23 protein-coding genes and 1 tRNA gene are annotated in these 23,303 nt (G+C 49.8%); 10 read left to right on the top strand and 14 right to left on the bottom strand.

Translation table 11 applies throughout. From position 1 onward, the window contains the following. Nucleotides 1–29: 29 nt before the first annotated feature. The 9 genes from J2Y43_RS06730 to hisH all read right to left on the bottom strand — a co-directional run bounded on the left by J2Y43_RS06730 (nt 30) and on the right by hisH (nt 5,203). Complete coding sequence (locus J2Y43_RS06730) at nt 30–221, bottom strand: hypothetical protein (protein ID WP_223401799.1); 192 nt, start codon at nt 219–221, stop codon at nt 30–32. 149 nt (nt 222–370) lie between these two features. After that, nucleotides 371–1,144 (bottom strand): geranylgeranylglyceryl/heptaprenylglyceryl phosphate synthase, encoded by a 774-nt coding sequence (locus J2Y43_RS06735; RefSeq protein WP_309980696.1) that lies wholly within the window; start codon nt 1,142–1,144, stop codon nt 371–373. Then, nucleotides 1,141–1,545, bottom strand: coding sequence for a hypothetical protein (locus tag J2Y43_RS06740; RefSeq protein ID WP_291203180.1), 405 nt, complete (start codon nt 1,543–1,545; stop codon nt 1,141–1,143). Before J2Y43_RS06740 ends, J2Y43_RS06735 begins: the two co-directional genes overlap by 4 nt. 97 nt (nt 1,546–1,642) lie before the next feature. Beyond that, complete coding sequence (locus J2Y43_RS06745) at nt 1,643–1,981, bottom strand: phage holin family protein (protein ID WP_309980695.1); 339 nt, start codon at nt 1,979–1,981, stop codon at nt 1,643–1,645. Nucleotides 1,982–2,041: 60 nt separating this feature from the next. After that, nucleotides 2,042–2,377: a phage holin family protein gene (locus tag J2Y43_RS06750; protein ID WP_309980694.1), complete on the bottom strand. Its 336-nt coding sequence runs from the start codon at nt 2,375–2,377 to the stop codon at nt 2,042–2,044. Nucleotides 2,378–2,390: 13 nt separating this feature from the next. Further along, a complete protein-coding gene (gene hisIE / locus J2Y43_RS06755; protein WP_309980693.1) occupies nt 2,391–3,032 on the bottom strand; it encodes a bifunctional phosphoribosyl-AMP cyclohydrolase/phosphoribosyl-ATP diphosphatase HisIE in 642 nt (213 codons plus the stop codon). 62 nt (nt 3,033–3,094) lie between these two features. Further along, nucleotides 3,095–3,868 carry an imidazole glycerol phosphate synthase subunit HisF gene (hisF, locus tag J2Y43_RS06760; RefSeq protein ID WP_309980692.1) on the bottom strand — a complete coding sequence of 258 codons (774 nt, stop codon included), beginning with the start codon at nt 3,866–3,868 and terminating at the stop codon, nt 3,095–3,097. A 3-nt stretch (nt 3,869–3,871) separates the two neighbouring features. Continuing rightward, on the bottom strand, nt 3,872–4,594 hold the full coding sequence (gene hisA / locus J2Y43_RS06765; protein ID WP_309980691.1) for a 1-(5-phosphoribosyl)-5-[(5-phosphoribosylamino)methylideneamino]imidazole-4-carboxamide isomerase: 723 nt from the start codon (nt 4,592–4,594) through the stop codon (nt 3,872–3,874). Between the two features lie 21 nt (nt 4,595–4,615). Then, nucleotides 4,616–5,203 (bottom strand): imidazole glycerol phosphate synthase subunit HisH, encoded by a 588-nt coding sequence (gene hisH, locus J2Y43_RS06770; RefSeq protein WP_309980690.1) that lies wholly within the window; start codon nt 5,201–5,203, stop codon nt 4,616–4,618. 281 nt (nt 5,204–5,484) lie between these two features. Between hisH and J2Y43_RS06775 the strand changes: the two genes are divergently transcribed. The 5 genes from J2Y43_RS06775 (at nt 5,485) to J2Y43_RS06795 (ending at nt 13,615) form a co-directional block, all read left to right on the top strand. Continuing rightward, nucleotides 5,485–6,978: a M14 family zinc carboxypeptidase gene (locus J2Y43_RS06775; RefSeq protein WP_309980689.1), complete on the top strand. Its 1,494-nt coding sequence runs from the start codon at nt 5,485–5,487 to the stop codon at nt 6,976–6,978. 133 nt (nt 6,979–7,111) lie between these two features. Then, a complete protein-coding gene (locus tag J2Y43_RS06780) occupies nt 7,112–7,738 on the top strand; it encodes a HupE/UreJ family protein (RefSeq protein ID WP_309980688.1) in 627 nt (208 codons plus the stop codon). A gap of 28 nt (nt 7,739–7,766) precedes the next feature. Next, nucleotides 7,767–10,148 (top strand): M1 family metallopeptidase, encoded by a 2,382-nt coding sequence (locus J2Y43_RS06785; RefSeq protein ID WP_309980687.1) that lies wholly within the window; start codon nt 7,767–7,769, stop codon nt 10,146–10,148. A gap of 194 nt (nt 10,149–10,342) precedes the next feature. After that, on the top strand, nt 10,343–11,290 hold the full coding sequence (locus J2Y43_RS06790; RefSeq protein WP_309980686.1) for a D-2-hydroxyacid dehydrogenase: 948 nt from the start codon (nt 10,343–10,345) through the stop codon (nt 11,288–11,290). 159 nt (nt 11,291–11,449) lie between these two features. Further along, entirely contained in the window at nt 11,450–13,615 is a 2,166-nt protein-coding gene (locus J2Y43_RS06795; RefSeq protein ID WP_309980685.1) for a glycosyltransferase family 39 protein, read from the top strand. A 40-nt stretch (nt 13,616–13,655) separates the two neighbouring features. Here J2Y43_RS06795 and J2Y43_RS06800 read toward each other — a convergent pair whose 3' ends face one another. Next, nucleotides 13,656–15,371, bottom strand: a complete 1,716-nt coding sequence (locus tag J2Y43_RS06800) for a GMC family oxidoreductase (protein WP_309980684.1) — start codon at nt 15,369–15,371, stop codon at nt 13,656–13,658. Nucleotides 15,372–15,385: 14 nt separating this feature from the next. Then, nucleotides 15,386–15,991 (bottom strand): gluconate 2-dehydrogenase subunit 3 family protein, encoded by a 606-nt coding sequence (locus J2Y43_RS06805; protein WP_309980683.1) that lies wholly within the window; start codon nt 15,989–15,991, stop codon nt 15,386–15,388. A 185-nt stretch (nt 15,992–16,176) separates the two neighbouring features. Between J2Y43_RS06805 and J2Y43_RS06810 the strand changes: the two genes are divergently transcribed. The 3 genes from J2Y43_RS06810 to J2Y43_RS06820 are packed head-to-tail and all read left to right on the top strand — an operon-like array spanning nt 16,177 to nt 18,419. Beyond that, nucleotides 16,177–16,581 carry an EthD family reductase gene (locus J2Y43_RS06810; RefSeq protein ID WP_309980682.1) on the top strand — a complete coding sequence of 135 codons (405 nt, stop codon included), beginning with the start codon at nt 16,177–16,179 and terminating at the stop codon, nt 16,579–16,581. Further along, complete coding sequence (locus J2Y43_RS06815; protein WP_309980681.1) at nt 16,578–17,552, top strand: hypothetical protein; 975 nt, start codon at nt 16,578–16,580, stop codon at nt 17,550–17,552. Before J2Y43_RS06810 ends, J2Y43_RS06815 begins: the two co-directional genes overlap by 4 nt. A 12-nt stretch (nt 17,553–17,564) precedes the next feature. Next, on the top strand, nt 17,565–18,419 hold the full coding sequence (locus J2Y43_RS06820; protein WP_309980680.1) for a HEPN domain-containing protein: 855 nt from the start codon (nt 17,565–17,567) through the stop codon (nt 18,417–18,419). Between the two features lie 372 nt (nt 18,420–18,791). Here the strand turns inward: J2Y43_RS06820 and J2Y43_RS06825 are convergent. The 3 genes from J2Y43_RS06825 to J2Y43_RS06835 all read right to left on the bottom strand — a co-directional run bounded on the left by J2Y43_RS06825 (nt 18,792) and on the right by J2Y43_RS06835 (nt 20,373). Beyond that, a tRNA-Arg gene (locus J2Y43_RS06825) sits at nt 18,792–18,865 on the bottom strand. A gap of 89 nt (nt 18,866–18,954) precedes the next feature. Beyond that, nucleotides 18,955–19,734 (bottom strand): enoyl-CoA hydratase-related protein, encoded by a 780-nt coding sequence (locus J2Y43_RS06830; protein ID WP_309980679.1) that lies wholly within the window; start codon nt 19,732–19,734, stop codon nt 18,955–18,957. Between the two features lie 18 nt (nt 19,735–19,752). Continuing rightward, a complete protein-coding gene (locus J2Y43_RS06835; RefSeq protein WP_309980678.1) occupies nt 19,753–20,373 on the bottom strand; it encodes a hypothetical protein in 621 nt (206 codons plus the stop codon). A gap of 211 nt (nt 20,374–20,584) precedes the next feature. On the opposite strand from J2Y43_RS06835, the gene asnS reads away from it, so the two are divergent. Continuing rightward, nucleotides 20,585–22,021: an asparagine--tRNA ligase gene (gene asnS / locus J2Y43_RS06840; RefSeq protein WP_309980677.1), complete on the top strand. Its 1,437-nt coding sequence runs from the start codon at nt 20,585–20,587 to the stop codon at nt 22,019–22,021. Nucleotides 22,022–22,105: 84 nt separating this feature from the next. Beyond that, nucleotides 22,106–23,242 carry a T9SS type A sorting domain-containing protein gene (locus J2Y43_RS06845; protein ID WP_309980676.1) on the top strand — a complete coding sequence of 379 codons (1,137 nt, stop codon included), beginning with the start codon at nt 22,106–22,108 and terminating at the stop codon, nt 23,240–23,242. Nucleotides 23,243–23,303 lie beyond the last annotated feature (61 nt).

The raw sequence follows: 23,303 nt of genomic DNA on the forward strand, positions 1-23,303 counted from the left end.
TTTTCAAGATTTTCGACTTGTACGTCTGATTACTTCTTAGTAGTATCAGCAGCAGCAGTATCAGTTGCAGCAGCAGCAGCTGTGTCAACTGCAGTTGTATCAACAGCAGGAGTTTCAACAGTTACAGCAGTAGTATCAGCTGATTCGTCAGCAGGTTTGCTAGTACAAGCAGCGAAAGCTACCATCCCGGCAACAAACGCAAATGCAAAGAATTTTTTCATTTCTTGGGTGTAATTAAGGTTCGATGCAAAGGTAATATGATCGAATTGAATATTCCTAAATTTTGAGTTTGTATTTTTCCAAGAACTTAAAATTTCCTTAGAAAATTCTTAATTCGCTTTAATTTGTCCTATTAATTCTGCCATTACCCCTAAACGCTCAGCAACTTTTCGTTATAAGCTCTCACACAAGCTGCCACTTCCGGCAACAACTCCTGGTTGGCTTCGATACCGTTGCCCACCACGATCACATCTGCGCCAGCGTGCAATGCCGCGTCGGCTTTTTCGTAGGAATCGATCCCTCCGCCGACGATAATCGGTGTGTCAACCGCCGCGCGTACTGCCGCAATGGTTTCGCCCGGAACGGGGAACAATGCGCCACTGCCGGCATCGAGGAAAATGTTTTGAAGCCCCAGGTATTCACCCGCAAGCGCGGTACATGCTGCAATGCCCGGCTTGTCGCGCGGGAGCGGCGTGGTGTTGCTGATATACGATACAGTAGTGAGCTTGCCGCTTTCGATAAGCATATAACCCGTCGGCAATACTTCGAGGTTGCTTCTTTTCAGTAACGGTGCGGCGATAACGTGCTGGCCGATCAGCAATTCGGGATTGCGGCCGGAGATCAGCGAAAGCAGTAAAATGGCATCGGCAGTAGGCTCGATATGCAGGCTGCTTCCGGGGAAAAGTATCGCGGGAATGCTGGTATATTCGTGAATAGCGGCAATGAGTTTGTCGATGGCGTAGTGGGTAATGAGACTACCACCTACAAAAAAGAAGTCAACACCATGCCCAGCCGCGTATTCGAGGAATTTCGGAAATGTGGAAAGGTTAATTTTATCCGGATCAAGGAGAACAGCAAACGATTTCCTTTTTTCGGCCTTACGTTCGGAAAGGAGGTCTGCGATTTGATGTTTCGCTGCTTTCATTCGGTTTTTCGTTCGTCTTCAATAAAATGTTTCAGCTTCTGGCGCGCCCACCCCACAGCCAATGTCCAGGCTAAACTTTGAACGGCTTGTCCGACCGCAGACTGGGTTTTGATTTTGGTGACTTTCTTCTCGACAGGTTCAACCGGCTCGACCAAAATTTCCTTTTTCTTTTTTCCTTTCGGCAGCAATGCATTCATGACCACAAACGTCGTTGCCATCACCCCGCCGATGATCAGCGCCTGCTTGCCATATTCAGTAGCTTCTTTTTTAAGTCCGCTCCATTGCGTTTCCAGCTTGTCGCGGTACAGATCGGCGTCCTGCAACAAACCTTCTTTCTCTTTGTCCGTATCGGATGAAAACGGCTTAGTGATTTTTACCGAAGAATCTATTGAAGAACTCATTTCAAATCTGTTTAAATAGCGTCAGAGAATTTTTCAAAAGGAATCCAAAAATAGCAATTCAGGAAAACTTATTGCCAAATAAAGCAGCCAAAAAGCATTATTCCTCTTTCGTGCTGACAAAACGAACGATTATTTTCCGGATCAGCCTGATCCAGGTTTCCCGCCAGGTGATGGTTATCGCCAGCTTGATAATGAAAATGCCGAGCAATATCACAAACCCGAGATAATCGCTATGGAGCCACTCGTTCAGGAATGTCCCGAGCAGAATGACCAGTAAAATCAGGATCGTAAGACCGATACATAACAATATGGCGGCATATATCCCGATCACCACGGCCCGCTCAATCCTGTCGCGGGTCTCGATTTTAAATAGATCGATCCTCGTTTCGAAATATTTAAAAAGGGTGTCCTTGATTTCTTCCAGTTGACTCAGCATAGCGGTATATTTCAAATCATGTGAAACGTTTTAAGGTCTGAACAACAGACTTTTTTCACATTAATCCAAAAACATACCAAGAATTGCAGAAACAATGGACATCACCAAACCGAAGAGCAATGCGGAAATGAAACCGTCGACCCGGAAGCCATCGACGAGCGACGCAGCCAGGTAAATAATAAAAACGTTGACGACGAAATAGAACAACCCCAGCGTCAGGATCGTAATGGGTAATGCGAGGATTTGCAGGATCGGTTTGAGGAATGTATTGAGAATACCCAGTACAATCGCCACGATAATGGCTGTGCCTGTGCTGGCCACAACAACCCCGGGCACCAAATTTGCGGCAACCGTTACCGCCAAAGTACTGATAATAAGACGCAGGAGTAGCTTCATATAGATCTGGTTTTTATTGGTGACGGCTACGAAGTACGTCAATTACCTCATCTAAGTCAATGTTTTTTTGTTCCAGTAAAACGAGCAGGTGGAACAGCAAATCCGACACTTCGTTCTTGAAAAGGTTGTCGTCGTTGTCCTTCGATTCGATGACAACTTCGACTGCCTCTTCCCCTACTTTCTGCGCGATTTTATTGATCCCTTTCTTGAAAAGGCTGGTGGTATAGGATAAATCAGACGGGTTGAGCTTTCTTTCGCGGATCACGCTTTTTTGCAGGTAATTCAGGAATGCAGCCTCACCTGTACGTGTGTCAGCAATTTCCGGCTGGCTATTTTTTTCCCCAAAACAAGTATCCGCACCGGTGTGGCAAACAGGTCCTGCCGGTGTAGCTTTAATGAGCAATGTATCGCCGTCGCAGTCGGCCGCGATGTCATTTACAAACAGAAAATTGCCCGACGTCTCTCCTTTTGTCCACAGGCGCTGCTTGCTCCGGCTGAAAAAAGTAACAGTCCCCTGCTGCCTGGTAACTTCCAGCGCTTCGGCATTCATGTAGCCGAGCATCAGCACTTTACCGGTTTTTACGTCCTGGATAACAGCCGGCACCAGGCCGTCGGCCGATTTATTAAAGTCAATGGATGAAAACGTCTCGCTCATTTTTGATTGTCAATTAAAACACCCCGCATTGTCCGCGGTATAATTTGATAAATTCCGCGCCATTACCGGGTCATCCGGATCGGCAGGTCTTTGTTTTTGAGGTAATCTTTCAAATCCGGGATATCGATCTCACGGAAGTGGAAAATGCTTGCGGCCAGTCCGGCGTCGGCTTTACCCTCGGTAAATACATCGTAAAAATGCTCCATACTGCCCGCGCCGCCGGAAGCGATCACAGGAATATTCGCATTGCCCGAGATCGTCGCCGTCAGTTCCAATGCAAAACCATTCTTCGTGCCGTCGGTGTCCATCGAGGTAAGCAGGATTTCGCCCGCGCCCCGTTCTTCCACTTCTTTCGCCCAGGGTATCGAGCGGATTTCCGTCGCCTTCCTGCCCCCATGCGTGTGTACGATGTGCTCAAAGCCGTTTTCGGTTTCGATGTAACGCGTGTCAATCGCGACCACAATGCATTGGCTGCCGAATTCTAGCGACAATTCGTTGATCAGGTCGGGATTGCGCACCGCCGCCGAGTTGATCGAAACCTTGTCCGCGCCCGCATGCAGGAGCGCCGATACGTCCGCGATCGAGGAAATACCTCCGCCGACTGTAAAAGGTATATTAATAGTCTGCGCTACTCTGCGGACGAGGTCGATAAATGTCGAACGGCCATCCACAGTGGCCGTAATATCGAGGTAAACCAACTCATCGGCGCCCTGTGCGGCATACATCGCACCCAGCTCCACGGCGTCGCCGGCATCACGCAGGTTCACAAAATTGACTCCTTTGACCGTCCGGCCGTCTTTTACATCCAGACAGGGAATGATTCGTTTCGTAAGCATATTTTAAACTGAAAAACGCTGTAAATCGGACAGGCTGATCCGGTTTTCGTAAATCGCTTTACCGATGATCACGCCGTAGATGTTCATTTCCGCCAGTTTCTCCACATCCTCGATGCCGGCAATACCTCCGCTGGCGATGATATTCAGGTCCGGGCATTTGTCTTGGAGGTTTTTATATAAATCAAAAGAAGGACCTTGCAGCAGGCCGTCTTTGGCTACGTCGGTACTGATCGTGTATTTCACGCCCTTTGCCACATATTCTTCCACAAAATCATACACCCAAATGCTCGTACCCTCTTCCCACCCGCTGACCGCGATCTTCTCATTTTTGGCGTCGGCACCGAGAATGATCCTGTCGCCACCGTAAGTTTTAAGCCAATGCTCGAACAAATCAGGCTGTTTCACGGCAATGCTGCCGCCGGTAACCTGCTTTGCACCGCTTTCGAATGCGATTTTCAAATCATCGTCCGACTGTACCCCTCCTCCGAAATCCACATGCAGCAAAGTTTTGGAAGCAATTTTTTCCAGCACCTTCCAATTGACGACCTTTTTGGCTTTCGCACCGTCGAGGTCTACCAAATGCAGCCTTTTCAAGCCTGCATCTTCGAATTGCAGCGCTACTTCCAGCGGGTTTTCATTATAAATCTTCTTCTGACCATAATCGCCCTGGGTGAGACGGACGCATTTGCCTTCAATCAGGTCGATAGCGGGGATAATCTGGATCATGGATTAGGGCAGGCTGTTTTATCAGAGTTTGAGAAAATTTTCGAGGATTTGCTGGCCGGCATTGCCGCTGATCTCGCAGTGAAACTGGGCGGCATAGAAATTGTCCTTATGCAGCATCGCACTGAATGGCAATGCGTAATCGCAGCTCGCAACGGTATAATCGCAGATCGGTGCCGCATAGCTGTGTACGAAATAGACGTACGCATTATCGGGCAGGCCCGCGGTAAGCGGAGATTGGTAGCCGGAGATATTGTTCCAGCCCATATGCGGCACTTTCAGCCCGGAAGCAGCCGGAAAGCGCTTCACATCCACATCAAAAATGCCCATGCATTCGGTATTGTTTTCTTCCGAAAAGCGGCACATAAGCTGCATTCCCACGCAGGTCCCGAACACGGGCTGTTTGAGGGAGGGGATCACCTTGTCGAGCCCCACATTGCGAAGGTAGCTCATGGTGGTGCTGGCCTCGCCCACGCCCGGAAAAATCACCTTGTCGGCGGAGCGGATCTCGGCTTCATCGTCGGTGTAGAGGTAGCTTGCGCCAATGCGGTCGAGCGCGTACATGACCGACTGCACGTTGCCTGCATTGTATTTGATAATGACGGTTTTCATACCAATTTGTGCTTGAAATCGACAACAAAAAAGCCCGATCTTAACAATCGGGCTTCTGGGATACTATGTATTCAACCTTATTACAACACTACTTGCAAAAACACATCACCCTAGACGTCCGAAAGCCGAAAGGCTATGATGCAAATGATATGTTTCAGCTGTTAACATGCCACAAATGTAAGCAAAAATTACAATAAGCGGCTAACAAACGGCGTAAATATTACATTAAAATTTGCTTAGAGAAAACTTCGTACCTTGCGGTTAACAAATGGCCCTGAACCATGACAAAACCAATCATTCTGCCACTATTTTTCCTGCTCATTACCTTGATTACCGTTGATTCCCAGGCACAATCCAAAGAACTTGCCGACCGTCTTTTCAAAGTCCACGAGACCTATCGCGAAGCCTCCCTTACCCAGCGCCGTTTCAAGCAAAAAGACATCCTTCCGCTGATCTCAAAACGGCAGGGTAATGCCCTATACCAGATCGAGAAAGTGGGAGAATCCTTTGAGGGAAGGACCATTCAGATGATCAAAGTCGGGAACGGCAAGAAGAAAGTACTCCTGTGGACGCAAATGCACGGCGACGAGCCGACGGCCACCATGGCGAGCTTCGATATTTTCAACTTCCTCGAAGGCCAAAACGATGGTTTCGACGACCTCCGCAAGAAACTCCTCGATAATACCACCCTTTACTTCGTCCCCATGCTAAACCCGGACGGGGCAGAACGTTACCAGCGCCGGACCATGCAGGGCATCGACATGAACCGTGACGCCGCCGCCCGCCAGACACCCGAAGCACAAATCCTGAAAGGCCTTGTGGACCGCCTGAAACCCGATTACGGCTTCAACCTCCACGACCAGAGCCCACGTTACTCGGCCGGGCGCAGCCCGAAAGTAGCAACGATCTCTTTCCTGGCAACTTCATATGATTACGAGCTGTCGATCAACGATGTGCGCGAGCGCTCGATGCAGCTCATTGTGGGCATGAACAAGGTCCTGCAAAAGTACATTCCAGGCCAGGTAGCGCGCTACTCCGACGACCACGAGCCGCGCGGGTTCGGGGATAATGTGCAAAAATGGGGTACCACCTTGGTATTGATCGAATCGGGCGGCTATGTAGGCGATCCCGAAAAACAATATATCCGTCAGCTCAATTTCATGGCCATTTTGTCGGCATTGGACAAGATTTCGGACAATTCACTCACCAAAGAGAACCGCGAGGAATATTACAATATCCCTGAAAACGGCCGCTGGGTATACGACCTCGTGGTACGCAATGCAACCGTGCGCCAATCGGGCAAATCATTTACCGCCGACCTTGGCATTAACCGGAGCGAAGTCAATTACGCCAACGCCAGCAAGTTCTTCTATTACAGCAAGATCGAAGACTTCGGCGACCTTCACCCGCAATACGGCAGCCAGGAGGTAGACGCTACGGGGCTTACCATCGAAAAGGGGAAACTTTATCCGACCGCATTCAAGAATGTCAGTGAGATCAGCAAGCTGAATGCACTGAACCTGCTCAAAGAGGGTTACACCTACGTACGCCTCGCGCCCGACGCGAACACCCGCGCGCTGGGCTTGTACTTTACCACCGCGCCATTGCATATTCTCAGAAGCGGGCAAGCGGTACCCACCGGCACACCCGGCCTGGGCGCCACCGCCACGTTCATCCTGAAAAAAGGAGGAAAAGTGAAATATGCCGTCATCAACGGGTTCGTACACGATCTGGACGACTTCGGCGCCGAAAAAGGCCAGGGAATTGTAGAATAGATAGCCGGGCTGCCTCTTGTAGCATTTTAACCACATTGTTGGTTTCCACTCCTGAAAGAAATATCTTCGGGTTTATCTATTTTTGTCTTGACAATTAAATTGTCTGGCGTCACATATTCCTAACCCTAGTTTAATGTCCGAGTTTCAGGCTTACCTTCAATTAGGATTCAACCATATTACTGATTCCAACGGCTATGATCACATTCTTTTCATCATGGCCATATGCTCGGTTTACACGTTGGTAGACTGGAAGAAAGTCATCGTACTGGTAACCGCATTTACAGCGGGCCACTCCATTACATTGGCATTATCCACCATGGGTTATGTCAATGTCAATCCCGACGTGATCGAGCTGCTCATCCCGGTTACCATACTCATTACCGCTTTTCTCAATTTTTTTTACAAAACACCCAAGAACGCCTATGCCCCGAAAGAGAAGGCTCCGGCTTTCAGGTATCCGCTCGCATTGGGCTTCGGTTTGATTCATGGATTGGGTTTTTCGAACTACCTGAGGGCACTGCTGGGCAAGGAAGCGGACATTTTTACTCCTTTGCTCGGCTTTAATGTCGGGCTCGAATTGGGGCAACTCATTATCGTCTTTATTATATTAGTCATCGCATTTGCGATGATCGAACTCCTGAGGGTTCAGAAATTGAGCTGGATACAGATATTATCCGGCATTATTTTCGGAATGGCGCTGTCGCTGATCCTGAACAACGAACTTTTCCGCACACTCGCAGGCATGCCTGTCGACTCATAACAACCAAACTATCTATGACCAACGATTTATGAAAAAAACGCTGCTCCCGTTACTAATGCTGCTCGTGTCGCTATGCGCCAAGGCACAGCAGCTCCCCACCTCCCCCAACTACCAGGCCAACGACCGTTTTGAACAACTCGGCACCACATTGCCTACGCCCAACACCTACCGGACGGCTTCCGGTGCTCCCGGCAGGGAATACTGGCAACAACGGGCCGACTACGACATTAAAGCCGAACTCGACGACGACAACCGCCGCATTACGGGTACGGAAACTATTACATTCTACAACCAGTCTCCGGATGACCTGAAATACATCTGGATGCAGCTCGACCAGAACCTTTTCAAAAAAGATGGCATCGCCGCACTCTCGCGTACGGGCACCGTCAATGAAAAAGGAATGAGCACCGCTCAACTGGCGGCGCTGAACACCGGCCGCGGCTCTTCGCTGGACCCCAAGGTGGAATATGGCTACAATATCACCGCGGTAAAGGATAAGGCAGGTAAAGCACTGCCGTTCACCATCAACGGAACGATGATGCGCATCGACCTGCCCATCGTGATGAAACCCGGTACCCCATTCGTGTTCAGTGTGGATTGGAATTACAATATCACCGAATACTATGGCCGCAGCGGTTACGAGTTTTTTCCAAAGGATGGTAACGCGAATTACTTCATCGCGCACTGGTTCCCGCGCCTGGCGCCTTACGACGATGTGAATGGCTGGAACCATAAGCAATTCCTTGGCCAGGGCGAGTTCGCATTGATTTTTGGTAATTATAAAGTGGCCATCACTGTCCCTGCCGACCACGTGGTAGCAGCCAGCGGAGAATGCCAGAACTACGCACAGGTACTTACCGCAACGCAGAAACAACGCCTTAAACAAGCCGAAACTTCCAAGACGCCGGTCATGATCGTGACGCAGGCGGAAGCGGAAAAGGCCGAGAAGCGCGAAAACAAGAACCCGGGCAAGAAAACCTGGATCTACAAAGCCGATAATGTACGCGACTTCGCCTTCGCGAGCAGCCGGAAATTCATCTGGGATGCTATGCAGAGCGATGTGTACAAAAGCGGCCGCAAGATCTGGTGTATGTCGGTGTACCCCAAAGAAGGTAACCCGCTATGGGAGCAATACTCGACCCGCGCAGTAGCCCATACTTTGAAATCCTACGGTGCACGCACATTTGAATATCCTTATCCTGTGGCTATTTCCTGCCACTCGGTAGCAGGCGGCGGAATGGAATATCCGATGATCAGCTTCAACGGCGGACGTCCGGAAGAAGATGGTACTTACACCGAAGCTGTGAAATATGGCATGATCGGCGTGATTATCCACGAGGTGGGCCACAACTTCTTCCCGATGATCGTCAACTCCGACGAGCGCCAGTGGGCATGGATGGACGAGGGTTTGAACACCTTCTGCCAATACCTGGCCGAAAAGGAATGGGATTACAACTTCCCTACACGTCGCGGCGAGCCTAACCAGATCACGGAGTATATGTCGTCCGACAAATCGGTGCTGAGCCCGATCATGGCTTCGGCAGAGAACGTAATCGGTCTTGGACCTAATGCTTACGGCAAACCGGCAACGGCGCTGAACATCCTCCGCGAAACCGTCATGGGCCGCGAGCTGTTCGACCATGCATTTAAAGAATATGCCACCCGCTGGCGTTTCAAAAGCCCTACCCCGGCCGATTTCTTCCGTACAATGGAAGATGCCTCGGGTGTGGACCTCGACTGGTTCTGGAAGGGCTGGTTCTATGGCACCGAGCCTGTTGACCAGGACCTGGTAACTGTCGATTGGTTCAGCATCGACACACAGAACCCGGCTATCGAGAAGGAAATCGCCCGCAAGGAAGATGCACGCAAGAAATTGACCATGAGCAAAATCCAGGATGCCAAAACGAAAGGTGAAACCGTAGTGGCCCAGGATTCGACCATGGCCGATTTCTACAACCGCTACGATCCGTTCAAGGTGACCGACGCCGACAAGCAGAAGTACGAGCAATACCTCTCTACATTGACTGAAAGCGAGCGTCAGCTGATCCAGGAGAATACCAATTTTTACACATTGTCTATCAAAAACAAAGGCGGCGTACCGATGCCGGTGATTGTAAAAATGGGCTTCGAAGACGGCACCGATTCTGTGGCGGTATTCCCTGCGGAAATCTGGCGTTTCAACGATGTGCAGATCAACAAGGTGATTTCAACCAAAAAGAAGGTCGTTCAATGGACGCTCGACCCCTACCAGCAGATCGCCGACATCGACACCGAGAACAACTCGTTCCCGCGCATCGCACAACCGACCCGGTTCCAGATCTTCAAGCAGCAGCAACAGAAAAAAGCACCTAACCCGATGCAAATGCAAGGCGTCGGCGGAGCAAAAGTTAGTACAGATCCCAAGAATTAGCGTTATACCGATAATTTTCAAAGCCCTTCCGAGCTATTTCGGAAGGGCTTTTTTATGCAATTTCAAAATAGGGTCTATGTAATTTCAAAATAGAATTCATGTAATTTCAAAGTTTGAGCCGTAGAACAAGGCGTTCGTAGTACTCGGCGGACCTGGGCACGTATCATCTTGGAAAAACATTTAAATACAAATTCATGAACATCGTAATTCTCGACGGATATACTTTGAACCCCGGCGACCAGGATTGGGCGCCTATTGAAAAGCTGGGTAATGTGACTATTTATGACCGCTCAGCGAAGGAGGAGATTGTGGCACGGGCCAAGGATGCCGAAATATTGCTTGTTAATAAGGTGGTACTTTCCGGCGACACACTTGCGCAGCTGCCCAATGCCAGGTACATCGGCGTGATGGCAACGGGTTTTAATAACATCGACATCGAGGCGGCCAGAAGACAAGGTATTACCGTCACCAATGTGAAAGCCTATGGCCCCGCATCGGTGGCGCAGCAGACATTCGCATTGCTGCTCGCTATCGTGAACCGCGTGGAAACGCATAGCCAGAGTGTATTTGCCGGCGACTGGGCAGCCTCCGCCGATTTCTGTTACTGGAAAACACCCCTGCATGAGCTGGCCGGCAAAACCATGGGATTGATCGGCCTCGGCGATATCGGCTCGCAGGTCGCGAAAATTGCGGCGGCTTTCGGCATGAAGGTAATCGCATACCGGAAACATCCCGTACCTACCGAAGGCGTGGAAATGGTGCCGCTGGATGAAATATTCCGGCAGAGCGACGTTATCAGCCTCCATTGCCCGCTTACCGACGAGACAAAAGAGATTATCAACGGGGAAAGCCTTGCAAAAATGAAGTCAGGCGCGATTGTTCTCAACACCGGTCGCGGCCCGCTCATTCATGAACAAGATCTTTCTGAGGCGCTCAAAAATGGCGTCATCGCAGCTGCCGGGCTGGACGTCCTTTCGGTGGAACCGCCGAAGGCCGATAACCCACTGCTATCGGCACCCAACTGCGTGATTACCCCACACGTGGCCTGGGCGACATTCGAGGCGCGACAACGGTTACTTCAAATGGTGGCCGACAATCTGGAAGGTTTTCAATCGGGAAACCCGCGCAATGTGGTTTCCTGAATATGGACAAAAAATACGTGTGTCATGCGCGTACACTAACAAATCCTGTTCCGGGCTCGAATAATCGCGTACCTTTGCATCACTAAATCACGTTTCGGGGGTGCACCGGCTGCGCCAGAGCCCGGATCTGAAATTTTCCAGTTCGTTTACACTTCTCCTATGGGTATTTGTTTACTCCTGATTTCGTTTGCCTGTATTTTTGCAATCTTTTTCCTGCGTTCCACCGAAACGGGCGCTTATACCAACCTGCGCCGGTCATTCATTCTCTCGCTGATCGCCAACGCGGGCATTGTATTCATTTACAACGAAACAGCCTCTTTCTTCAACGCCGTTAATACCACATCGGCGCTGGTAATCTGGATGGCAGAAGCATTGGGAGCGTCGGGGCTGGTTTACTTCCTTCATCAGTCCGGAAAAATCGATCTGAAAAAACTGGACGTATTGAAAGGCGCATTCCGCCTCACGGGCTTTGGAACGAGCCACAAAATAATAATCACCTCGGTAGCGCTGCTCTACATGCTGCCTTTGCTGTTCCTGGCGATATATGCCGCCCCGAACAACTTTGATTCCCATATGTACCATTTGAACCGGATACTGATCTGGATCTATAATGGTAACCTGGACCACTTCCCTACCATGCATTTGCAGCAGCTGTACCTCAATGTATTTGCAGAATATATTGTGCTGGATACCGTGCTGCTATCCGGTTCCGATCAATTCTCCGGCCTGATCCAGTTCGGTGCATTCATCGGTTCGATCTGCGGGATCAGCCTGATCGCAAAAAAATTCGGCCTGGCGAAAGACGGCCAACTACTGGCGGCGATCTGCTTCGTTACCCTACCCATCGGCATCTTTGAAAGTACCAGCACCCAGGTCGACCTCTGCGGATGCTTTTTCTTCATCGCTTTCGTGTATTTCGGATTTGAATTGCTGGAAAAGAAATCGGCATTGGCACTGGTGGCGATGATGCAATCGCTGGCATTCGGCGGGTTTTCAAAATATACGATCCTGATCTTTGCGATACCGTTTGCAATCTATTTCGGTGTCCGCATTCTGCTGCAATACCGCTTCGCGTACGCCATGAAAGTACTGGGCGTAGCGCTTGCCCTCATGGCCATTACCTATTCTCCCTTCTTTTACCGCAACTACTCGCTTTTCGGGCATGTGATGAGCCCTTTGCAGAACACGCCGTTCGCTTCCGAGGAGCTGCCTGCCAAAAAGCACTCCGTTGTTTACACCCTGTCCAATGTGGTCAAAAACGCGGGATTGAATATCGGCTTGCCCATTACCAGCTTCAACCAGGCAGTGGACAAACAGATCAGGGCGTTTCACGAAACCATTGGTGTCAACATCGACGATCCCGATCTCAGCATCGATCCGTTTTCGGTCAAATACTCCGTGCATGAGGATATGATCCCGAATACGATCCATTTCTGGCTGATCGTCGGCGCGGGCGTTCTCCTGCTATTTCTGCCTTTGAACCGGGATATTAAATGGTTCTGGACCTGCTCGGCCCTCGGGTTCCTGCTGTTTTGTACATTAATGAAATTCCAGCTTTGGAGCACGCGTACGCAAATGCCCCTGTTCGCGATGGGCGCGATTATGATCGCCTGCGTGTACTCGCTGAGATTACGCTGGAAAGCTATTTACCTGATCATTCCGCTGCTGATTTCCTCCCTGCCATTCGTGTACGGCAACCCCAGCAAAGAGCTTGTTTCCATTAATTTTGTGACGCGAAAAGCCCTGGGACATATTCCCATCGCGATTTGCGAAAGCAGCGCCGAAGTAGGAAAAGTTTACGAAAGATACCTGAGCGATTACTACGAATTTCCAGGCAAAGACAACTGCCATCCATTGAAGAGATGGCCCGACTACGCGGAAAGGACCAAAGTATTCGCATTGCTGGAAAAAGCGGGCTATTACGACCAGGACCGTACTTCCAATATCCTGTCCATGAACCGCGACAGGGCCTATTTCCTGAGCAACCCCGACAATTACCTCAGCTTTAAGGAAATCCGTTCGCATATCCCGGCTGATCGCAACGTAGGTGTAATGTTCCGCAGAAACGTGGGTTACTACCACTTCTGGAGCGCTACCGATAACGACGTGCAGCGCCCCGGCCAGATGGACTACATCCGGTACATGAAAGAGCTGGCGCCGCTGAAAAACGCGCAGAAAAAATTCTGCTATGAATACATTCTCTCCGACGACCCGACCCTGATCGACTCGTTCATACCCAAAGGCAACATCGCCCGCATTTATTCGAGCGAGCTGCTGCATTTGGTGGAGTTGAAAAAGATCAGTTGCGAGAAATATCCTTTTTAAACAAAAATCCCCCGGGCTGCGGCGAACGAAACAGATCCCCTTACAGATTCTGCCGCTTCAATTCCTTCACAGCGTGGTCAGCCGCCCTTGCCGTCATAGCCATGTAGGTAATGGACGGGTTCACGCAGGAGGAGGACACCATAGCCGCTCCGTCGGTCACGAACACATTTTTGCAGGCGTGTACCTGATTGAATTTATTCAGAACAGAAGTTTTCGGGTCTTTACCCATGCGCGCCGTGCCCATGTCGTGGATGCCCAGGCCCGGGTGCGTGTCCTGGCGGTTGAACCCCGCAACGTTTTTGAAACCTGCCACCTCCAGCATTTCCACCGCCGAGGCCATCATATCTTTGCGCATCGCCAGCTCATTTTCGCCGAAAGCAGCGTCGAAAACGATCATCGGAATGCCCCATTTGTCTTTCTTGTCTTTGTCCAGGAACATCCGGTTCGACGGATCGGGCAGGATTTCTCCAAAACCGCCAAATCCCATTATCCACGTGCCGGGGCGCGACATATCCTCTTTGAAACCGGCGCCGAAGCCGTTCATCGCGATACCCCGCTTCCAATCCGACTTACTCGCACCTCCCTGGTACCCATATCCGCGCAGGAAGTCCTTTTTATCGGATCCCCAGTTCCTGAAACGCGGGATGTACAATGCATTGGGTCTCTGCCCGAAAATATAGTCGTTTTCAAACCCTTCAACCGTCGCATTCGCACCCACACCCAGGTGATGGTCCATGATATTCCTCCCCACCTGATCGCTGTCATTACCCAATCCGGTTGGAAAACGGCTGGACGTCGAGTTGAGCAGCAATGCGGCCGAGTTCATCGATCCCGCATTGAGGAATACGATTTTTGCAAAAAACTCCTCCACGGCCATCGTATGCTGGTTAATCACCCGCACACCTTTGGCTTTCTGCGTTTTTTCGTCGTAAATGATCTCACTGGCGATGGTATCATGCAGAACCGTGAGCCTGTTGGTCTTCCTCGCGGCCGGTATCGAGCCCGACAACGAGCTGTAATAGCCGCCGTACGGGCATCCCCTGGCGCATTTGCTGCGGTACTGGCACGATGCCCGCCCGAGGTCCGTATGCCAGGGCTGCGGTTTCGTAAGGTTGGCGACGCGCCCGATCGTAACGGGGCGGTTCAGTTTTTTCATCATCGTCTCCCTGAAATACCGCTCGGGAGCGCTCATAGGCATGGCCGGCAGATAATGGCCGTCCGGCAATACCTCCCAGCCTTCCGCCTGGCCGCTAATGCCCACAAATTTCTCGACATGCGTATACCACGGTTCGAGATCTTCATACCGGATCGGCCAGTCGATCGCAATACCCTCTTTGGCATTCGCTTCAAAATCCTTTTTGTTCATCCTGTACGACTGCCGGCCCCAATGCATGGATTTCCCGCCAGTGTGATATGCCCTGATCCAGTCGAAAGGACGTTTCTCTATATACGGATTCTTTTTATCATCGGTAAAAAACGGACCAGTTTCTTCATTGGCCAGGGTCCCGAAACGGTTATTTGCCCAGTATTCTTCCGCAGAATGGATAGTAACCTTTCCCCGGTGCTCGAACTCCCACGGGCCTTTCATGGCCGTGTCGTAGTCTTCGATGTGCTTCACTTCCCGTCCGCGCTCGATCATGAGCACCTGCAATCCTCTTTCCGTCAACTCCTTGGCCGCCATCCCGCCCGTCATTCCCGAACCGACCACGATCGCGTCGAACGTATGTGCCTTATCCGATTTTAAATTTAAGTTCATGGTGAGATGGGCGATTAGTAGGCGAAAGATCGCTGGTTGGGTTTCATCTTGATCATTTCCAGCTTACCCGGAATAGGCACATATTCAAAAGACGACTTAATTCCTTGCTCCGAAGTGAAGTACCCCAGCATGGTAAGCTCTTTCATCAGGCGCCAGAAAGGCAACCCTTTTGCCTGGGCCGCCATTTGTTCCCTGTCTTCATTGTCGCCCATTTTGGTCTGCTGGACCTGATACGCCTTCATTTCTTCAACGGAATCCATTTCGACCTGCTTCAATACCGCCATTTTTTGCTCCGCGCTCAGGCTCAGGAACTGTTTTTTTTCCAAATTTCCCAATCCTTCTGTGAAACTCTTGTGCTCCGGCGATTTATAACAATCCTGCAACATCATCACGATAAATGCCGGAACGCCTACGTCTTTCGCGCCGGGCGTTGTAGTGCGGGGGATGATCAGCTCCGCCGCCTCTGCGACGATGCGCTGCTGGTTTTCGGTCAATGCAAACTCCGCCAGTCTTTCCGGCCTTGCGAAGGCTTCCCATCGCTGCATGGCTAGCAAAGTCGGCGCGGAAAATGCGCCTCCGAACAATGCAGCTACGTGCGTAATGGCATTTCTTCTGTTCATGGTTTCATTCGGGCTATGTAACGGGCGATATACCGGGGATAAAAGCTTTGTGCTCTTGACGTTTACCCATATTCGGCTGTGCTAAATATCTCCGCCGCCCAGCTGGCTTACTATGCAGCAGAATGTAATTTATTACCTATATTTCAAGACTATTCGACTATTCGATCACTTTAATTCAACCAGTCATGAAAATAAAACTTCTTTTCTCCCTTATGCTTTTTGCTGCTTCGATTGCGTCATTTGCCGACAATAAGCCCAGTGCCGACGATGACAAGGGATTGATCAAAATTTGCATTATGTACCCGTTCGCCGAGGGCAAAAAATTCGACATGGCCTACTACGAAACCAAACACATGCCGATGGTGGCCGCTTTCTTGGGCACAAACCTGGTGAAATACACGATAGAAAAAGGCGTCGCCAGCGGCATTCCAAACCAGCCCCTGCCCTACATGGCGATCGGTACATTTTATGTAAAAAGTTTAAGCGAATACCAAAAAGCCATCGCCCCGCACCGCGACACCGTCCGCGCGGATTTCGCGAATTATACCGATGTGATGCCGGTGATTTTGGTGAGTGAGGTGGTGCGGTGAAGCGTCTGATCAATCAGCTTGAACTCGCTTATGCGCCGTTGACGGCGTACGAGTTTGCCGTCATGAAAGACGATCCGCAATTTGAAGAAGCGCTTGATCGGGCGAGTTTGTATATTTTGGCGCAGCGACCGGTGATGACGTTCGACAATGTGAGATTTGACCGCGATGGATTGTTGTTTGATATTAGTCAAAAGAACAATCCCGAAACCCTCCATTGCAAGCTGCCGTTCACACAGTCTGCCATCCATTTAGCGAATTCGCAAAATATTGGCCTTGCTCCTCATTTTTTGGATCCGGGCAAGCAGACTTACTTTATGCCATTCAACGAGCTACGAGGATTTTCTTTGACAAACAGATCTGATTTAAGAGAACAATTTGTCGCATGGTTTTCGCCCGAGAAATTTCTTTGGAATTGGTGGAATGAACACCTGAATTGCTCATTTGCGGGAAACTTGGAGCTCTTTACACGATATCGAGTACATTATGTGGGAAAAGCAACCAAACAAAATATCGTCAAAAGAATTACCGGACATTCAACACTTCAAGACATTCTTTCCCTGGAAACACCTGTCACCGAAAAACAATTACCTGCCAATGAGATCACCCTACTAGCGTTTCAATTTGCTGACAATGTACAATTTCAAAGTTTCGGAGCAGATCCACAAATCGACCAAATGGTCGCAGCGTTTAAAGGAGAAGATTTACCAAGTCAAGAACGGATCTTTCTCGATGTTGAGAAAGCACTTATTAAAGCTTTAAAACCCAAATACAACCGAGCACTATTCAACTCCTATCCGATTAGTAAAGATGGCCTTTACAGGAACAATTACCAATTCATATCCTATTCATTTTATGATCCGATAACACTTATTTACAAGGACGGCGAAATCACCGGGAACTCGGATCCTATTGACTGCGACAGAATTCTTATTTTTGACAATAAGGCGATTGAATTAATCAAATATCAATAATCACACACATTTATGAAAATATCTCTATCCCATCTACCTGAAAACAAACAAGAGGAACTTAAAACCGTCACGGAAACGATTCGATTCAAGGTCCCGGCGGAGATGATTATTCTTTTCGGTAGCTATGCCCGCGGTGAGTGGGTAGAGGACTATCAGGATAAGTATGAATATGTGAGTGATTTTGATATTTTGGTGATTACCGAAGATCGACTTTCTGCTAAACGCGATAAGAAATGGCGGGAGTTGGATAAAGAACTATCTGGCAACGAAGACGTTACAAGGACTACTATTATCCAACATAGCATTGGATTTATCAATGACAAAATCGAACGGAACTCTTACTTCTTTATTGATATTCTAAAAGAAGGAATTATCCTTTTCGATTCCGGGAATTTAAGACTGGCAGCGCCAAAACAATTGCAGCCGGAAGCGAGAGCAAATAAAGCCAAAGCACAATTTGATAAATGGTTTGAGAACGCAAATGGTTTCCTGAAAACTTTTCACTTCAATTTTCAGGAGAACGACCTCACAATTGCGGCATTTCAGCTGCACCAAGCGACTGAAAGATATTATTCAGCAATACTGCTCGTGTTTACAGACTACAAGCCAAAACTTCATGATATTGAAGAACTTGGCAATCAAGTTGCAAAACTGCACTCAGCATTTGCAACCATTTTCCCAAAAACTACTTCTGAGGAAGCGCGATTATTCGACTTACTCAAAAAAGCCTACATCGACGCACGGTATGAAATGCACTATCACGTTGAGAAACACGAACTCGAATATCTAGGCGAGCGGGTGAAACTTTTAAAATATTTGACGGAACGCCTTTGCATTGAGCGAATCGCGCAGTTTACCGGAGACTGATCGGAACAGGAAAGCCGACCAGCTTGTTGTGGTTTCAAAAAACCAATACCAAAACATGCAAGAAATAACCTGCGCCGATTTTGAAAAAGTCGAACTACGGGCGGGCACTATCCTGGAAATTTTCGAATTCCCCGAAGCACGCAAGCCGGCTTTAAATTGAAAGTTGATTTCGGCGAATACGGCATCTGGACGAGCAGTGCTGTCATAGTTCAGTCTTACGGCATAAATCCGGAGCCACGACTAACTCAAAGCTAGCAATAAGTCTCCAAAATCAGATTACAACCTAATTTTGAAGACTCAAAACGCTTCTTCCGTGATTCACCTGCGGCACAAATAAAAAAAGCACCAATCTTGCGAGAGGTGCTTTTTCTGTGGTCTCGTAGGGATTCGAACCCCAAACCTTCTGATCCGTAGTCAGATGCTCTATCCAATTGAGCTACGAAACCGTTTCCGAATCGGACTGCAAATGTAGGGGATGATTTTTGCAGTAGCAAATTCTTGAAGATAAATTTAAGAAATTTTTTCCTGAAAAACGCTATCTGCCCTGAAAATCAGGCTTTCTTTTTTGTAAAAAAGCGGATATCCCTTCTTGCACATCCCGCGTACCAAACAGCATTTCCTGACCTTCACGCTCGTTTTCCAGCATTTGGGGAAGGTTCGAGTGCATCGACTGGTTAAATGCATGTTTCATGGCGCCGATAGCCTGGGTTGGGGCGTGCCGGTAGTAAACTATGCGCTTTTCGGTTTCTTCATCGAGCGCCTCGCGGGCGACAACCTGGGTGATCAAACCCATTTGCCCGGCTTCCACAGCGGAAATCCGACGACCAGTAGAGGCCAGGTCGAAGCTCCGTGCAAGGCCGATCAGCCTCGGCAGAAAAAAGGTCGCTCCGGCGTCGGGCATGAGGCCTATTTGCACAAACAGCAGGCTCAGGTATGTGTCTTCGGCAGCGATGATTACGTCACAGGCCAGCGCGAGTGAGCACCCGGCGCCTACGGCCAGGCCGTTCATGCGGCATATCACAGGTTTGGGAATGTCGCGGATGACGTTGATCATCGGCTCGTAATACTCTTTCAGTATCTCCCCCGCGCCTTTGCCGGATGCAGCGGCCTCTTTCAGGTCGGCGCCGGAGCAGAATGCTTTTTCGCCGGTGGCGGTGAGGAGCACTACGCGGACGGCGTCGTCATCGGCGGCGGTCTGGATGGCGCTGGTGATTTCGGCGATAAGCGCCGGACTCAGCGCGTGGAAAACATCCGGGCGATTGAGCGTAATGCGGGCGACACCGTCACGGTTGTCGAAAATGAGGTTTTGATACATGCCATGAAGTGTTTTCTATCAAAAGTAGAAATACACGGTGGCGCTACTGACGAGCAGTCCGCAAAATACGCCGGCCGCGATCTGCGAGGGCGTGTGGGCGTTCAGTTGCAGGCGAGCGCTCATGAGCCAGCCGCCGACGAGTATCGTAAGCAGCAGCGGCAGCAGCAACGTGTTTTCCTCGAAACGGATCATGAGCCCCGCCAGCATACCGATGGTGCCGCCGATACCCGTTGCATGAGCACTGATTTTCCAGAAATAGCTCACCATGGCCACAACGACGAGCGAAAGCGTCACACTCGCGAGAATGACGGAAATTTGAGGTGCAATCTCACCGATTGGTTGCAGTTGCCAGCCGAACAGGTAAGTGGCTAACCCATAAATGATCACGCAGGCAATGTAGGGAATGCGGCGCTCGGCGGCATCTTCCACGTAGAGCGACGTGATCATACCCATCTTTTTAAAATAAAACATCATGATTGCCGGCGCAATGAAGGTGTTGAGCCAAAGCAGCAGCAGCAGGCTCCCCAGTGCGGGCAACTCGAATGCGCTCACGCCCACGAGGTCGGGTGCGAGGAAAAAGAGCAATGCAAACAAGTATGTAGTGAGTATCAGCGGGTGGAAAGCCACCGATAATATCATGGCAAGTCGGTTATTCAAGGCAATTGGGTCTTTAATCAGGATGATGCGGGTAAAATTACGTTGAAAACCAGACTGTACAATCATTGGGTTCCACAGAAAAGTAAGTTACAGCGCTACAATAGGTTTTCGAGGTCGAATTTGTAATTTTGCGCCTCATTCGTAAAAAACCGGGCATTTCCCGGCTGACATTTTAAAGATTGAATTGAACAAAATGGGACCGTTGCAAATCAAAGACATTTTACAGACTGCGCCTGAAAACCAATCGGTTGTCGTAAAGGGCTGGGTAAGAACAAAAAGAGAAAGCAAAAACGCGATTTTCATCGCGTTGAATGACGGGTCGACCATCAATAATATCCAGGCAGTGGCTGAACCCGGTCAGTTTTCTGCCGAACTGCTCCTGACAGTAACCACCGGGTCGTGCCTTAAAGTAACCGGCCAGCTGATCGCATCGCAGGGTGCGGGCCAGACGGTGGAGGTGAAGATTTCCGACATCGAGGTGTACGGAACGGCTGATCCTGAGGAATATCCATTGCAACCTAAAAAGCATTCGCTGGAATTCCTGCGCGAGATCGCACACCTGCGCCCGCGTACGAACACGTTCAGCGCGATCCTTCGCATCCGCCACGCATTGGCGTTCGCGGTGCACCAGTATTTCAATGACAAAGGCTTTTTCTACCTGCATACACCGGTAATCACAGCTTCGGATGCGGAGGGTGCGGGCGAAATGTTCCGTGTGACCACGCTCGACCTGAACAACCTGCCGCGCACGGACGAAGGAGCTATCAATTTCAAAGAAGACTTTTTCGGTCGTGAGGCTAACCTGACCGTTTCCGGCCAGCTGGAAGGCGAGCTGGGCGCGATGGCACTTTCGAAAATCTATACTTTCGGGCCGACATTCCGTGCGGAAAACTCCAATACAACCCGCCACCTCGCGGAGTTCTGGATGATCGAGCCGGAAATGGCGTTTTTCGAGTTGGAAGACAATATGGACCTCGCGGAAGATTTTGTCAAAAAAGTGATCACTTACGCATTGATCAACTGCAAGGATGATCTGAATTTCCTCCAAAACCGCCTGACGGAAGAAGAAAAGAGCAAGCCACAGAACGAGCGCTCACTGCCATTGCTGGAAAAACTGGCATTTGTGGTGGACAATCCGTTCGAGCGACTGACCTATACCGAGGCGATCGACATTCTGTTGAAATCGAAACCGCATAAGGAGGGCAAATTCCAGTTCCCGGTGGGCTGGGGCATCGATTTGTCGAGCGAGCACGAGCGTTACCTGGTGGAGAAGCATTTCAAAAAACCGGTGATCCTGACCAACTATCCGCGCGAGATCAAATCATTCTACATGAAACTCGATGAGGATGGTAAAACCGTGCGTGCGATGGACGTATTGTTCCCGGGCATCGGCGAGATCATCGGCGGTAGCCAGCGCGAAGAAAGCTACGAGAAACTGCTCGGCCGCGTAAAAGAGATCGGTATCGACCCTGAAAACCTGTGGTGGTACCTCGAAACCCGCAAATTCGGTACTGCACCGCATTCAGGTTTCGGATTGGGCTTCGAGCGCCTTGTACAGTTCGTCACCGGCATGGGTAACATCCGCGATGTGATCCCATTCCCACGTTACCCTAAGAGCGCAGAATTTTAATTATTCTACAAGCTGTTACCTTTTTCATGGCTTTACGTAAAAAGTAAAGCAGTCGGTGTAAGTTTTACTTTAAACAACACGCACATGAAAAGGAACATGCCATTTTTGAAGAGCAGTATTGTGGCCCTGGCTGCGATACTGCTTTTTGTTTTCAATGCAAAAGCGCAGGAGGCGTTCCACGTCAAATGGACGATGGATTACACGCAGGCAGGTATTTCGGACCACGCCAATTTCACCCCTTCGGACGCCCTTCTGGCCGGCGGCGCCAACACATTTACATTACCCACGGTTTATAGCGGAGGCGGCGGTGCTGTTGTGGTCGGTTACATTATCAGGCCATGGCCGGTCGCGTTTTCAGCCTCGCGGTACATGGAGTTCACTTTTACGGCCAATTCGTTTAAATACAACATTACTTCCATTGGTTTCCGCCTTCGCCGTTCCAACAACGGCCCCAACAGTATCAAAGTGCGGACGAGTATGGACGGCTTCGCCGCCGATCTGAATGCATTCGTGATCAGCAACAACGGGACATTCAATACCTACAACATCCCGGTGAGCTACAATAACCTGTCGGGCAACACTTTCACTGTGCGCATTTATGCCTACAATTCGATCGACATTTACGGGACGTTATGGTTTGACGAGATCTCGGTGAACGGAGATGTGCTGGCCATTATACTGCCGGTTGATATTACTTATTTTAAGGGCCGTTCGGAAAGCGGGCAAACGGCATTGAAATGGGAAACCGCGTGGGAAAAACATAGCAGCAAATTTGTGATCGAGCGAAGCGGCGATATGAAAAATTTCATCGCGATTGGAACAATAGCTGCTTCCGGAGAAACCGCCGGACGGACTTCCTATGCATTCTCCGACAACGATCCCCCGGCAGGAATCAGCTATTACCGGTTAAAACTCATAGACCAGGACGGGCGCTTCACCGTTTGCAAACCGATCGCCGTTTTAAACCCGGAGATACTGGCTAAAATCCGGATCTCCCCCAACCCCGCCACTCCGCAAACCATTCGCCTGATCGCTCCCGACAGCCGCGACGCAGCACTCTCCCTGCACACATCATGGGGAATACCTGTCCCGTTCCGGCGCGAAGATGATGCCCACGGATACATTCGTCTTATCCCTATACGTGCGCTCGTTCCTGGCATTTATTTTGTTACATATCAAAAGAATGGTCGAAAAGAACATTTGAAAGTGTTGGTTCCGTAAGGCATTCTGCACTTAATTTGTAAGAGTAAAGTATAGAAAATGCTTCCGACCCGTCGTTAGC

Origin of the sequence: Dyadobacter sp. BE31 (assembly GCF_031457695.1) — a bacterium.
Lineage (GTDB): Bacteria > Bacteroidota > Bacteroidia > Cytophagales > Spirosomataceae > Dyadobacter.

Excerpts from the sequence above, each read along its gene's own strand:
- J2Y43_RS06730 (WP_223401799.1), bottom strand. The coding sequence starts at position 221 with ATGAAAAAATTCTTTGCATTTGCGTTTGTTGCCGGGATGGTAGCTTTC.
- J2Y43_RS06735 (WP_309980696.1), bottom strand. The coding sequence starts at position 1,144 with ATGAAAGCAGCGAAACATCAAATCGCAGACCTCCTTTCCGAACGTAAG.
- J2Y43_RS06740 (WP_291203180.1), bottom strand. The coding sequence starts at position 1,545 with ATGAGTTCTTCAATAGATTCTTCGGTAAAAATCACTAAGCCGTTTTCA.
- J2Y43_RS06745 (WP_309980695.1), bottom strand. The coding sequence starts at position 1,981 with ATGCTGAGTCAACTGGAAGAAATCAAGGACACCCTTTTTAAATATTTC.
- J2Y43_RS06750 (WP_309980694.1), bottom strand. The coding sequence starts at position 2,377 with ATGAAGCTACTCCTGCGTCTTATTATCAGTACTTTGGCGGTAACGGTT.
- hisIE (WP_309980693.1), bottom strand. The coding sequence starts at position 3,032 with ATGAGCGAGACGTTTTCATCCATTGACTTTAATAAATCGGCCGACGGC.
- hisF (WP_309980692.1), bottom strand. The coding sequence starts at position 3,868 with ATGCTTACGAAACGAATCATTCCCTGTCTGGATGTAAAAGACGGCCGG.
- hisA (WP_309980691.1), bottom strand. The coding sequence starts at position 4,594 with ATGATCCAGATTATCCCCGCTATCGACCTGATTGAAGGCAAATGCGTC.
- hisH (WP_309980690.1), bottom strand. The coding sequence starts at position 5,203 with ATGAAAACCGTCATTATCAAATACAATGCAGGCAACGTGCAGTCGGTC.
- J2Y43_RS06775 (WP_309980689.1), top strand. The coding sequence starts at position 5,485 with ATGACAAAACCAATCATTCTGCCACTATTTTTCCTGCTCATTACCTTG.
- J2Y43_RS06780 (WP_309980688.1), top strand. The coding sequence starts at position 7,112 with ATGTCCGAGTTTCAGGCTTACCTTCAATTAGGATTCAACCATATTACT.
- J2Y43_RS06785 (WP_309980687.1), top strand. The coding sequence starts at position 7,767 with ATGAAAAAAACGCTGCTCCCGTTACTAATGCTGCTCGTGTCGCTATGC.
- J2Y43_RS06790 (WP_309980686.1), top strand. The coding sequence starts at position 10,343 with ATGAACATCGTAATTCTCGACGGATATACTTTGAACCCCGGCGACCAG.
- J2Y43_RS06795 (WP_309980685.1), top strand. The coding sequence starts at position 11,450 with ATGGGTATTTGTTTACTCCTGATTTCGTTTGCCTGTATTTTTGCAATC.
- J2Y43_RS06800 (WP_309980684.1), bottom strand. The coding sequence starts at position 15,371 with ATGAACTTAAATTTAAAATCGGATAAGGCACATACGTTCGACGCGATC.
- J2Y43_RS06805 (WP_309980683.1), bottom strand. The coding sequence starts at position 15,991 with ATGAACAGAAGAAATGCCATTACGCACGTAGCTGCATTGTTCGGAGGC.
- J2Y43_RS06810 (WP_309980682.1), top strand. The coding sequence starts at position 16,177 with ATGAAAATAAAACTTCTTTTCTCCCTTATGCTTTTTGCTGCTTCGATT.
- J2Y43_RS06820 (WP_309980680.1), top strand. The coding sequence starts at position 17,565 with ATGAAAATATCTCTATCCCATCTACCTGAAAACAAACAAGAGGAACTT.
- J2Y43_RS06830 (WP_309980679.1), bottom strand. The coding sequence starts at position 19,734 with ATGTATCAAAACCTCATTTTCGACAACCGTGACGGTGTCGCCCGCATT.
- J2Y43_RS06835 (WP_309980678.1), bottom strand. The coding sequence starts at position 20,373 with ATGATATTATCGGTGGCTTTCCACCCGCTGATACTCACTACATACTTG.
- asnS (WP_309980677.1), top strand. The coding sequence starts at position 20,585 with ATGGGACCGTTGCAAATCAAAGACATTTTACAGACTGCGCCTGAAAAC.
- J2Y43_RS06845 (WP_309980676.1), top strand. The coding sequence starts at position 22,106 with ATGAAAAGGAACATGCCATTTTTGAAGAGCAGTATTGTGGCCCTGGCT.